This window comes from Litorilituus sediminis (assembly GCF_004295665.1).
GTDB lineage: Bacteria > Pseudomonadota > Gammaproteobacteria > Enterobacterales > Alteromonadaceae > Colwellia > Colwellia sediminis.
Genome location: NZ_CP034759.1, coordinates 1,396,355 through 1,409,521, shown reverse-complemented (window position 1 = coordinate 1,409,521; position 13,167 = coordinate 1,396,355). Strand labels below are relative to the sequence as shown.

7 protein-coding genes are annotated in these 13,167 nt (G+C 39.3%); 3 read left to right on the top strand and 4 right to left on the bottom strand.

Annotated elements, in window-relative coordinates:
• Positions 1–117: 117 nt before the first annotated feature.
• From EMK97_RS06305 to EMK97_RS06295, 3 genes are all read left to right on the top strand, one after another.
• Positions 118–4,059 carry a rhombosortase-dependent M36 family metallopeptidase gene (locus EMK97_RS06305; RefSeq protein ID WP_130600456.1) on the top strand — a complete coding sequence of 1,314 codons (3,942 nt, stop codon included), beginning with the start codon at positions 118–120 and terminating at the stop codon, positions 4,057–4,059.
• 80 nt (positions 4,060–4,139) lie between these two features.
• Entirely contained in the window at positions 4,140–4,694 is a 555-nt protein-coding gene (locus EMK97_RS06300) for a hypothetical protein (protein WP_130600454.1), read from the top strand.
• Positions 4,695–4,895: 201 nt separating this feature from the next.
• Positions 4,896–6,692, top strand: a complete 1,797-nt coding sequence (locus tag EMK97_RS06295) for an acyl-CoA dehydrogenase C-terminal domain-containing protein (RefSeq protein ID WP_130600452.1) — start codon at positions 4,896–4,898, stop codon at positions 6,690–6,692.
• Between the two features lie 307 nt (positions 6,693–6,999).
• Here EMK97_RS06295 and EMK97_RS06290 read toward each other — a convergent pair whose 3' ends face one another.
• The 4 genes from EMK97_RS06290 to rpsT all read right to left on the bottom strand — a co-directional run bounded on the left by EMK97_RS06290 (position 7,000) and on the right by rpsT (position 12,999).
• Entirely contained in the window at positions 7,000–8,625 is a 1,626-nt protein-coding gene (locus EMK97_RS06290) for a GMC family oxidoreductase (RefSeq protein WP_130600450.1), read from the bottom strand.
• A gap of 85 nt (positions 8,626–8,710) precedes the next feature.
• Positions 8,711–10,285 (bottom strand): methyl-accepting chemotaxis protein, encoded by a 1,575-nt coding sequence (locus EMK97_RS06285; protein WP_130600448.1) that lies wholly within the window; start codon positions 10,283–10,285, stop codon positions 8,711–8,713.
• Between the two features lie 597 nt (positions 10,286–10,882).
• Positions 10,883–12,589, bottom strand: coding sequence for a dipeptidyl-peptidase 3 family protein (locus tag EMK97_RS06280; protein ID WP_130600446.1), 1,707 nt, complete (start codon positions 12,587–12,589; stop codon positions 10,883–10,885).
• A 149-nt stretch (positions 12,590–12,738) separates the two neighbouring features.
• Positions 12,739–12,999 carry a 30S ribosomal protein S20 gene (rpsT, locus tag EMK97_RS06275; protein WP_130600444.1) on the bottom strand — a complete coding sequence of 87 codons (261 nt, stop codon included), beginning with the start codon at positions 12,997–12,999 and terminating at the stop codon, positions 12,739–12,741.
• Positions 13,000–13,167 lie beyond the last annotated feature (168 nt).

Below are 13,167 nucleotides of genomic sequence, written 5' to 3'. Positions count from 1 at the left end.
ACTTGTTTTGTCATGGCTTTTTGGTATAGGCTGAATGCTTGGTTAATATCATTAAAATAATAAGACAGATGTAAGTCTGCATAAATATTGAAGTTATAACTATAAAGAGGAATCTCCATGAAAATGAAAAGAACAATGGTTGCCAATTTTGTTGGTGCAGCCCTGTCTGTTACAGCACTAGGAAGTGTCGCTGCCAACTTTAATCAAGCATACGGTTTAGATGCTCCAGCAAAAGTAAAAATGCCTGTTAATACTTTTGCTAAAAAGCAAAATCAACAGCCAACCATTAATGGGATGAGAAATCAATATGATGCTCAATTAGGTACAAATACTTTTCAGTGGGCTAGTAAAGGGACATCTGCACCCAATGTAAGGGCGCTTTCTGTACAGCATCAAAATGAATACGCTGCCGACTATTACATGAAACAGTTAACGGGTCTTAAAGATGCTGATACAAGTCTGGCTAAGCCTGTACTTGCTCAAATTCACGATTTAGGTCGTGGTGCTAAAATTGCTAAATATAAGCAAGAAATAGCAGGCGTTGAAGTATTTAACCGTGAATACAATATTATGATGGATCGCAACTTTAATTTAGTTGCTTCTTCTGGTTACTTTGTAAATAGTCATGTTGCTAAGTCAGCCGCGAGTTCATTAAAAAACGCTCAAGCTGAATTTGGTAGCTCTATTACCTCAATTAATGCTGTATTTGCTGATATGGGCGGTGATAGCAACTCAGTTACTTTAACAGCAAAGTCTGACATTAAAGGCGATAAATACGAAAGATTTTCGGTAACTAATACAGCTAAAGATAAAATCATTCTTGGCGAACCTCGTGCGAAAAAAGTATTTTTTGAACACAAAAATAAGTTAGTTTCTGCGCACTATGTAGAAGTTGAAACTGGTGATATTGATAGTCGCGACTCTGAAATGTACGGTTATGTTGTTTCAGCAGCAACGGGTGAAGTTTTATTTAAGAAGAATTTATCAAGTCATGCTGCAGACTTTAGCTACCGTGTTTATGCCGAAGAAAATGGTAAACCTTGGGATGGTCCTCACGGTAACGTTATGCCAGCACCAGCTGGCAGTGATCCAGCAGCTTTCTTAACGGCTGATTACATGGATGCACCTATGGTATCTCTTGCCCATGGCCCAATTAGTACAATGGATCCTTGGTTGGCAGATGATGCAACAATGACTAAAGGTAACAATGTGACCGCCTATGTTGATGCAATCGCTCCACAAGGTTTTACTAATGGCGACTATATGGCTGAAATCACCAGTGCCAATACCTTTGATTATAAATATAACGAAGATGAAGCGGAATATTCACTGAATAACCGTAAAGCCGCAATTGTTAACTTATTCTACTTAGCCAACTATTTACATGATGATTATTATGATCATGGTTTTGATGAAGCAGCTGGTAACGCGCAAGAGTTAAACTATGATCGTGGTGGTGTCGAAGGTGATGCACTAAATGTTGAAGTACAAGATAACTCAGGCTTTAATAATGCTAATATGTCAACGCCTGCAGATGGTGGCTCACCACGTATGCAAATGTACCTGTGGGAAACTACGCAAGCGGTTAATGGTGTTGATTATGGCGTGACAGTATCATCACATGCAGAGCTTGGCTCTTTAGCGCATGTAGGTTTTGCTGGATTTGGACCTGCTGTTTTCGACATTACTGGGACTTTGGTGCGATTAGATGATGGTACTGAGACTGTAAATGATGGCTGTGAGCCGGCAATCAACGGCGCAGATATCGCTGGTAAGATCGCGGTTATTGATCGTGGTTCATGTGCTTTCGTTGATAAAGTGATGCATGCCCAAGAAGTGGGTGCCATTGGTGTGATCATTGCCAATAACAAAGATGGTGATGATGTCATTACTATGGGAGGTGAGAACCCTGATATTACCATTCCAAGTATGATGGTTTCTCAAAATGCTGGTGCAGATATCTATGCTTTACTTGATGCTGATGAAACAGTATCTGTGAAGTTGTTTAAAAACGATTTATCTCGTGTATTTAAAGATAGTTCATGGGATAACGCAATTGTTGCTCACGAATGGGGTCACTATATTAGTAACCGTTTAGTAGGTAATGGTGCTGGTTTAAGTAGCGTACAAGCCCGTTCAATGGGTGAAGGTTTCGGTGACTTCCATGCATTATTACTTGCTTCTGATGAAGCTGATAATCAAGTTGCAGGCAATGAGAACTACGCAGGTGGCTACGGCGCGATTACTTATGTATCTAGCTTTGTAAATGGTATTCGTCCATACCCTTACTCAACAGATATGGAAATTAACCCGTCAACATTTGAAGACATCGGCTTATACCCTGAAGAGGTACATGCGCCAGGTTCAATTTGGGGTAACATGTTATGGGAATCATTTGTAGCAATGGCAAATGATGAACGTCATACTTTTGCAGAAGCTAAGAGCTTAATGAAAGATTACTTAGTAGCTGGCTATAAGATGATGCCAATGGCACCAACGTTCACCGAAGGTCGTGATGCTATTTTAGCAGCAGCTTATGCAAATGATCCTGAAGATTACAAGTTAATGTTAGCAGCATTTGCTAAGCGTGGTATGGGCTTAGGTGCTGAATCTCCAGCTCGTAATGCTGTGGATCATGCAGGTGCTATCGAATCTTATAAAACTGAGCTAGATACCTATGCTGTAACTAGTCATATGCTTGATACAAATTATGAAGGTTTAACTTCTGGTTACTGTACAAACGATAATATTTTAGATAAAGGTGAAACGGGTACTGTTAGCTTTAGTGTGAAAAATGCTGGTAGCTCAGCACTTACTGGCTTAACTGGTACTGTAGTTGTTGAAAGTGGCCACGATGTGACTTTTGCTAACGAAGGTAAAGTGACAATTGGTGATGTAGCTATGTTTGATACTGCTACGAGTGCGCCAATTGAGTTTACTTTAAATGAATCAGGCACTGGTGATCAGTTAGTACTTAAGTTTGTACCAGATCTTGAAGATGGCATGGTTGCAGAAGAGTACATGCTAGCTACAGTAACTAATATTGACTTTGAAGAGCGTGAATTAGTTGGTACTTCGCAAACTGATGACTTTAACTCATATTCTCGTCTGAACGACTATGCCGAAAACATTATCATTGGCGGCGATATGGCTAAAGGTACATGGGGCTTAGATCAATGGGATGCTACTGATGGTATGATTGCAGCAACAGGTAACAGCTTCACCTCAGATGTTGCTTATCAAACGCGTCCTATGTCTGTTGGCTATGACGGTGAATATACCATTAGTTTCTGGCACTTATATAACATTGAAAGTGGTTATGACGGCGCTGTAGTAGAAGTACGTGTTAATGGTGGTGACTGGGCTGACGTAACCGAAATGGGTGGTCAATTCCTAGGCGATGGCTATACAGAGACAGGTCTAGAGGAGACAGAAGCGGCTATTGCTGATCGTGCTATGTTCTCTGGTGTTAACTATGGCTGGGAAACTATCAACTTTGGTGAGTCATTAAATGGTAACCAAGTAGAGTTCCGTTTCCGTATTGCCACAGATTCAGCGTATGTACCTGAGCCAGTATTTGGTTTTGCTTCAGGTTGGTACATTGATGATATGACATTTACCAATATTCAAACCAGTATTTTATCAGATGTTATTGCTGGTGATAGCGTCGCTTGTGATAACCGTTTACCATATGTTGATGTCGCGGTAAGTGAACAAACTGTTACTGAAGGTAGTAGTGTTACTTTATCTGTAGAAGCATCAGATCCAAACGGTGATGAATTAACCTATACTTGGGCTGAAACATCAACAAGTGGTGTGGCTTTAACTGGTTCAGATACTGCTGAATTAAGCTTTACAGCGCCGCAAGTATCTGCAGCGACAACATTGGAGTTTAGTGTTACTGTTTCTGATGGTACTGATTCTGTAGTGAAAACTGCTACGGTAACAGTAAATGATGTACCAGCTCCAGTAGAACCTGCCAAGAAATCTTCTGGTGGTTCAACAGGTTGGTTAGCATTATTGTTATTACCATTGGCTGCACTTCGCCGCCGTAAGTAATACATTAAGCTTATGTAATGTAAAAGCCAGCTAATTTAGCTGGCTTTTTAATTTTTTATTTGGTGAATTATGGAGAATGTATGTTTGGGCTTTTATCTACATATAAAGCGCTTCAGTACGCATTAGCGCTTAGCTTAGTTACTTCGTTAATTGCTTGTATGCCAACGGAAAAGGCTAGCAGCACAGTTGAAGCTAATAAGGAACAAGCACAAGATAGTAAGGATAATAAAGAGTCACAAGAAATACCTGATGTTGTCGTAAGAGATAGCGCGATGAAAGCTAATAAGGTGGCAAAGCCTATTGTTGGCAAGAAAACAATCTCATTTAATGGTGAAAAGTTTGAGTATAACGGTGGCTTAGTAACGAAAGGAACTAAGCTGTTTAATTTTTTAATGGCGGAACATGGCATGGTCAAAGGTAGTTTTGTTGTTGTCACTAAAGCCAATACCAAGTTAAATACTCTGCCTGTGGAGTTAAAAGCTAAGGCAAAGCTCGCTAAAGATACCTATAGAATAATTCCTCTAAAGGGAGGTAATCTACAAGCTACTTATAAACAGCTTAAAGCAAATAAGCAGTTGTTACAGGTAGAATTAGAAATAGATTATAGCCCTAAACCTACAGTGGCAGAGTTTTAAAAGATTAGTAGCTAGCATTAAATGCACTTGCTTAAAGCAAGGCCAGAGCATGAAAAAGGAGCAATTTAGTGCTCCTTTTTTAATGTAAAGGCTTTTAAAATTATCGATAACATGCTTTAATCAAACAAGCGTTTGAAATTAGACCTCATACCAGTCAAGGGTGGTGTACTCGCAACTGGTAACTTTTTGGAGAAAGAACTCATGCCAGAATATAAAGCACCGATCAGAGATGTAAAGTTTGTCATGCAAGAATTACTTGATTGTGACAGCCATTATCAAAAGTTAGGCTATGAAGATGCAAGTTTGGATATGGTTGATGCCATAGTATCAGAGGCAGCAAAGTTTACTGAGCAGGTAATTGCGCCAATAAACCAAATTGGTGATGAGCAAGGTTGTACTTGGCATGATGGTGAAGTGACAACACCTGATGGTTTTAAAGAAGCTTATCAGCAGTTTGTTGAAGGTGGCTGGCCAACGCTAGCGCAAAAAGTCGACTTTGGTGGTCAAGGCCTTCCTCATTCATTAAATACCGCAATTACTGAGTTTTTCTCTAGTGCTAACCACAGTTTTGCCATGTATCCTGGATTAAGTCATGGCGCGTTAGCTACTTTGGAAGCGCACGGTACTGAAAAGCAGCAACAAATGTTTATGCCTAAGCTAGTTGAAGGTCAGTGGACAGGTACTATGTGTTTAACTGAGCCACACTGTGGTACTGATTTAGGTATGTTGCGCACCAAAGCTGAGCTTAATGAAGATGGTAGTTATTCCTTAACGGGTACTAAGATTTTCATCTCTGCTGGTGAGCATGATTTATCAGATAATATCGTTCATATTGTGATTGCTCGCATTCCGGGTTCGCCTGAAGGTAGTAAAGGTATTTCATTGTTTATAGTGCCTAAATTTAATGTTACTGATGATGGTGAGAAGGCTGAACGCAATGCGGTATCTTGTGGCTCAATTGAGCACAAGATGGGTATAAATGCTAATGCAACTTGTGTTATTAATTTTGATGGTGCTAAAGGTTACCTAATTGGTGAGATTAATCGCGGATTAAATTGTATGTTTACCTTTATGAATGCCGCGCGTTTAGGGGTTGCTACCGAAGGTGTTGCAGCAGCTGAAGCTTCTTTTCAAGGAGCATTAGCCTATGCACAAGATCGTTTGCAAATGCGCTCGCTTTCAGGCGTTAAAAATCCTGATGGTCCAGCAGATCCAATTATTGTTCATCCTGATGTTCGTCGCATGTTATTAACACAAAAATCAATTGCTGAAGGTGGTAGAGCGCTTGTTGCTTACCTTGCACAGCTGGTTGATATAGTTCATGCCAGTGATGATGCAGAAGAAAAGGCAAAAACAGAAACTAAACTTGCGCTATTAACGCCTATTGCTAAAGCGTTTTTAACTGAGCTTGGTTTAGAATGTACTAGCCATGGCGTACAGGTATTTGGTGGTCATGGCTTCATTAAAGAGTGGGGTATGGAGCAATTAATGCGAGATACCAAAATTAGTTGCCTTTATGAAGGTACAACAGGCATCCAGGCACTCGATTTATTAGCACGTAAGATCTTAGGTTCTAAAGGCGAGATTCTGAAACCGTTTGGTAGTGAAGTGACTAAATTCTGTTTAGAAAATGCTGAAAATGATGCTATGCAGGAGTTTATTCAACCTATTATGAGCTTTGGTGGTGACTGGCAAAAAATGACACAAACCATAGGGGCTAAAGCGATGCAAAACCCTGATGAAATTGGCGCCGCCTCAGTTGACTATCTAATGTACTCTGGTTACTTAACCTTAGCTTATTTTTGGGCGAGAATGGCTAAAGTAGCGCAAGATAAGTTAGCGCAAGGTAATGATGATAAAGCATTTTATCAGGCAAAAATTAAAACAGCGCGCTTTTATTTTCAGCGTATTTTACCAAGAGCCAGTGGGCATGCAGCTTGTGTTGAAAATGGCGCTGAAGCGATGATGTCGCTTGATGCTGAAGAGTTTTCATTTTAAATAAAGGCGTTACAGTTTAAAGATAAGGCTATGCCCTAATGTTAAACAGGATCGCTTGAGCTAGTTAAGCTTGTATGCAAAATCCGTAATCAAGTAATTGATTACGGATTTTTTATGAATATAGAACAAGGATTGCATAAAATATCTAAAGCAAGCATTTATATTAAGTGAAATAATGATTTGAACAGTTTAGAGCTGTGTCAGGGTGATGAGAATAAAGCAATGCTAACTAAAGCACTTGAATGGACTTATGAAATAGATGAGCGCAAGCAATACAAATATAAACTTTATAGCTTATATTAGTTAATTAACGCTTAGCAGCTTGTAAAATATCATCCGCTGTTTTTGCTGCAATCATGATTGTTGGTGCGTTGGTATTACCGCTGATTAACGTCGGCATGATTGAGGCATCGATAACACGTAGGTTTTGTAAACCATGGACTTTTAGCTGGGCATCAACAACAGCCATATCATCATTGCCCATTTTACAGGTGCCAACGGGATGGTATATGGTATTAGCCTTTTCTTTAAGAAACGCTAAAATTTCATCATCTTCTTTGATGTTACTTCCGGGGAATATTTCAATTTTGTTATGTTTGCCAAGAGGAGATTGCCTAAGAATATTTCTGGCTATTTTTACTGCAGAAATCATTGTTTTTTGATCGTCTACTTCACTGAGCATATTTAAGTGAATTTTTGGCTCACTACTTGGGCTGTTATCATATAGTGTGACAGAGCCTCTGCTTTTTGGCCTTAACAAGCACACATGCAAAGAAACACCGTAATTTAATAGCATAGCGTGATTTCTGCCATGATTGTCCATAGCTGCCGGAATAAAGTGAAGTTGGAGATCTGGTCGGCAGAGCTCAGACGTTGATTTAATAAAGCCGCCTGAATCAGCGACCACTGAGCTAAGTATGCCTTTTCTTTTTTTATTGCCACCAAATAAATTAGGAAAATAGTCTTTACAACTTTTTAAAAAGTGCCAAGCAGCTTTAGGTCGATAAGCAAGTAACTTACTATTATCGTGCTTTGTTACTACGAGTGCATCGACATGGTCTTGCAAGTTTTTGCCAACGCCGCAAAGTTCGTGTATCAGTGGGATATTGTGTTTAGCAAGTTCGGTTTTATCACCAATGCCTGATAGCATGAGTAGTTGCGGAGAATTAAATGCGCCAGCACTTAAGATGACTTCTTTAGCCGCTTTGAGCTCATGTAACCTGCCATTTTTACTGTAACTAATGCCTGTCGCGACTTTATTGGTTATCAGGATTTTATTTACTTGTGCCTGAGTGATTACCGTTAAATTTTTGCGGGATAAATTTGGGGTTAAGAATGCTTTTGCTGCGCTACAACGTTTGCCATTTTTTTGCGTTACTTGATAATAGCCTATGCCTTCTTGTTGCTCACCATTAAAATCGTCATTCAGTTGATAGCCGGCCTTGTGGGCGGCTGCAATAAAGTCGTTATGAATATCAGACTTGGCTGAACTGTCAGCAACATTGAGCGGGCCATGAGTTCCATGATAAGCAGACTCGCCACGCTCTTGATGTTGGCTTTCTTTAAAATAAGGGAGCACATCATCAAAAGCCCAACCTTGATTGCCAAGCGCTGCCCAGTGATCGTAGTCTTGTTTTTGACCCCTAACATAGAGCATAGCGTTAATTGCGCTACTACCACCTAGGGTTTTTCCACGAGGGTTAAATATTTTTCGGTTATTTTGGCTTGTTTCTGGGGCTGAATTAAATTGCCAGTTAAGTACCTTATTTCTCATTAACTCAACAACACCTAGCGGTACATGTATGCTCCAGTGGTTATCTTTTTTGCCCGCTTCAATTAAACAGACTTGATATTTTCCACAAGCAGAGAGTTTATCTGCTAGCACGCAACCTGCGGAGCCTGCACCAACAATGATATAGTCAAATTGAGCCATAATGAGTTTTTATTATATTATAAGGTCTGACCACTATGAGGTAAGTGGTCAGGATTTTCAATAGCCTAGTGAGTAAATGTGGTTATTATTTGCTGTCAAATTGCACAATAAGACTATGTAGCACAGTCAATTCGTGTAATAAGTTCTCACTTAAATGTTTGGCTTCATGGCCGTGGCTAACCCCTCGATTGGCAATCGTTTGAATGCTATTAGCATTGCTACTTACTTGCTGCGCGACAACGGATTGCTCTTCTACTGAGCTGGCAATTTGATGATTAAGTGAAGCGATATTATCCACTTCAGTGTTGATATTTCCCAAACTTGCACCTGTATTCTCGGCAAAATTAATGCAATTTGTCACTAGGTTTACACCTTCATCGATAGCCGCTACCGCTTGACTCGATTCTTGGTTGAGTAGGTTTAAGGTAGTTTTTATTTCTTCAGTTGATTGCTGTGTTCTTAAGGCAAGCGCTCGAACTTCTTCGGCAACAACAGCAAAACCTCTACCTTGCTCGCCAGCACGCGCTGCCTCAATTGCAGCATTAAGTGCTAATAAATTGGTTTGATCGGCAATTGAGCTTATTTCATCTGATATGGTGGCAATAGCATGTCTACCGTCAGCTAGTTTATTGATAACACTTTCAACGCTACCAAGCTGTATAGAGAGGGTTTTGATTGCACTCATGGTTTCATCAACGGCGGCAACACCTTGCTCGCTGATTTCTCTCCCCTGATTAGAGGCTTGTGCAGCGCCAGTTACTGATGAGGCGACTTCTTGTATTGCTATGGTCATTTGCTCCATTGCTGTAGCAACATGTTCAATTTCAATGTTTTGCTCGGCCAACATAGTGGCAACATGATTGCCATTGTTTGCTGTTTCTTGAGCAATATCATTAACATTGCCGCTTAGATCTTTTACTCGACCTATGATGGCATTTAATTCCGCTTTTCTCATATCTAGGGCAAGATCAATGTGGCCGATTTTATCAATAGTGCCGCTATACAAGTAGCTCATTAATGAATTATCAAAAACTTGTTCGGCTTTATTGAGAAGTTTTTTATAGTGTTTGCGCCAATAAAAAAATAGTGCGCTACAAAGTGAGCTGAGTGTTAACAAAGGTAGGCTAACATAGTGTGGTGTTTCGGTGTACAAGCTCGCAATGATTATAAATAGGGTTATGAATATGAGTAAATTTTGTATATAGCGCGTGATATCGACATTGGTGAGTTTTTGCCAAAATGGAACTTGCTGAGAGTTAATTTGTTGGTAGCTTTTTTCAGCTCGATTAACTACCTCTCTGTTAGGTTTAGTTCGTATTGACTGGTATTCAAATATATTGCCTTGTCCATCTTTTATTGGGGTTACATAAGCGTTTACCCAGTAATGGTCGCCATTTTTGCAGTGATTTTTTACCGGCCCCATCCAAGATTTACCTTGTTTAATAGTTTGCCATAAGTTTTCAAAAGCAGCTTTAGGCATATCAGTATGCCTAACAATATTGTGGCCGTGACCTAGAAGTTCGTCTTTGCTAAAGCCTGCAATTTGACAAAAGTCATCATTAGCATAAGTTACACGACCTTTAAGGTCTGTGGTTGACAGTAAAATAGAGTTATCTGAAAAGGTTCTTTCAATATGAGTTTCGGGAGATCTTTTAGCCATAGTAAAGTCTATCTTTTTACAAGGTTAGTTTGAAATAAACTATGCTCACTTCCCTATGGCACCGCTGATGTATGCTTAATACCAATTTGATTAAATATTTAGTCACTTAGAGTTACAAGAATAGCATTAGAACAAGCAAGATTTATGAAGATATAGTCGTTCTACATCAAATAAATATTGTGCAGTTATCATGTTATTCTTGAACTCCCAAAGGGCGAGTTTAAAAGGCTTATACCCAGCGTTGCTAATTTTAACAAGGGAATAACCATTCTTTGCAATTAGCGCCTTGCTTATAAGCCTTTTAATTCTCGCTAAATGATCAAATACTTAATTAACTTGGTATAACTTATGTTTTTATCGCTGCTACATCCTGAGTGGCGAAAAATAAAAGAGAATATTAAAGTACTGTTACAGGGTTACATTTGCGTAACAGTATTTATGCGGCGAGTATGAATTATCGCCAAAGGAAGTTGGTTGATATAAATCAAATTTTTCTGGTTTGTTTATATTTTGTGCTAAAGAAAAGTTGGCATTTTGTAAAAAAAACGCTACTCATTGAAAAGTAGCGTTTTCGATCGCGTCTAGGTAGTTATAAACTTAAAGTCCTAAAACTTGCTTACCTTGAGTAAAAACAATATCTACAGGGATATTGGCCGTTTCTAGTCGAGCTAAGTCGTTTGCTAAGGTTGCGCTCACAATACCTGTGGTCGCAACAAGTTCGTCAACACCTTGGTAATCACCTGTACCTTGTAGTGTTAAGATTAACTCAGATAATGAGTCAATAGCGGCTGACATTTTAGCCATGTCGACACTATAAAGCCCTTGCTCGTTGCGGCTAAAAGCACCTTTTTCCTTAAAGTAATTAAAGCGAACCATGTTAGCTTTACCATGTGCAGAGCTTGCGCCAAAGCGAACCGAGCGGAAAATACCAGCCATAAAGGTTGTGTAGTAATCTTCAAGTTGGCCTTCAGTAATCACACCTTTTTCTAAAAGTTGGCGGATCATATATAAACCTAAAATATCAGCTTTGCCTTCTTCGAGTGCTGAAGCATGCTCTTTTAAAGCTTGACGGACAGTGCCTTTATTATTAATGGTATTTTTAATGCCAAGCCCGTGTGCTACTTCATGGAACATGGTATTAGCAAAGAAACCAGTAAAGGTTACGTGTTTACGTTGCTCAGGCACTATTAATGTTTCTGCAATCGGAGTCATAATGGCATCAAACTTGGCTTGCATGGCATTTTTTAGCTGTAATCTACGTGTGCCTTTTTTAAGTTGCACTTCTTCATCGTTTGGTAGGTTGATGGCGATAGTTTTACTACCCGCATTTGAGTGGCCGGCGTAGTAGATAACATCATAAGCATTTAGATCTGCATCTGAGCCTGGTACTTCTGATTTGTATTTTTTAGCGACAGGCAATTCTTTTTGTAACTCAGGTAGGTAAGCGGCATATTTCGCCAGCTTTTCACTCCACACTAAGTCTTTAACTAGTACATATGACTCAAAAGCTGTGCGGTAACCGTATAATTGATCTTCATAATTCTCGATTGGGCCGATAACAACATCAATTGGGTTGTTTTTCATATCCATCCAAGCAAAGTCTGATGCTTGGTAGTTATCCGTGCGTAATGCTTGAGCACGCATTACTAAGTAATTGGCAAACTCTTTATCTTCAGCGTATTGCGATGCTTCTTCTAAAATAGCAGCGGCTCGGGTTAATTGCTCGTTGTATTTTTCTGAATAAGCAACTGTGGTTAGCTTGCCGACACTGTCACGAGTTACGATGGAATATAAGCCGGTTTTATCTGCTATTTCTGCTTGCTCAAATTCTGCTTTACTCATGTCTTGTGGATAAAATTGTGCGCCTAAACTTTTGGCTTTGGCATCACTCATGAAGATTTTGTCACCATCAAGGCGATCCCAAGGACCATAGTTCATTTCGACAAATTGGCGTACTTTTTCATCTTTAATGCTGGCAAGGTAACTATTTTTGTCTTGAGAAAAAGCTTGTAGCCAAAATAAATCGTCCATGATTTTAGATGCGTCTATAAGCATAGCTAACATGGTTTTTTGTTTATCACTCAAATGGCTTAAATCGGCATTTAAGGTCACTTCTTTATATATATCTAATCTCTTTTCAAAACCGGGAAGTAATTGTGGTGAACTGCTTGTTGCTTGAGCACTTGAGTTGTTGGCCTTATTACTGGTTTCACTGCAACCAGATAAAGCAATACTGGCAATTAAGATAGCACTGGCAATTTTGCTAAGGTTTTTTCTATTTTGATTTTTATTTGAATGTAGCATGACATGTCTCTGTTAGTTAGGTGGCTAGAGACTATGGGATTTTTGCTTAGAGCGCAATACTCGCTTGGAGAAAACAATGGCACTGAATATGGCGCATAAAAAAACCAGCTAGTTAGCTGGTTTTTAAATATCTTTAATAAAAACGAAGATTAAAGCGCTTTGATAGCAGCGTTTAAACGGCTCTTACTACGAGCAGCTTTGTTTTTATGGATAAGACCCTTGCTTGCGTAACGGTCTAAAATTGGTGTTGCAGCTGCAAATTCTTTTGTTGCAACTTCTTTGTCACCGGCTTCAATAGCTGCGATTACTTTTTTGATTAAAGTGCGCATCATTGAGCGACGGCTTGCGTTATGTTGACGGCGCTTTTCAGATTGTACTGCGCGCTTCTTAGCTTGCTTTGAGTTAGCCAAGGTGAACTCCTAAAAAATATAGTTGTATAGCTTAAATTTAAGGCGACGAAATATGCCTTTTTTTTAGCTGTTTGTCAAACGTTTTAATTGCTTTAACGAAAAAAAGCCATTAAATAGAAATTTGTTATGTGATGTTGTGAACAGGACTAAGTATACATTGTTTAAATA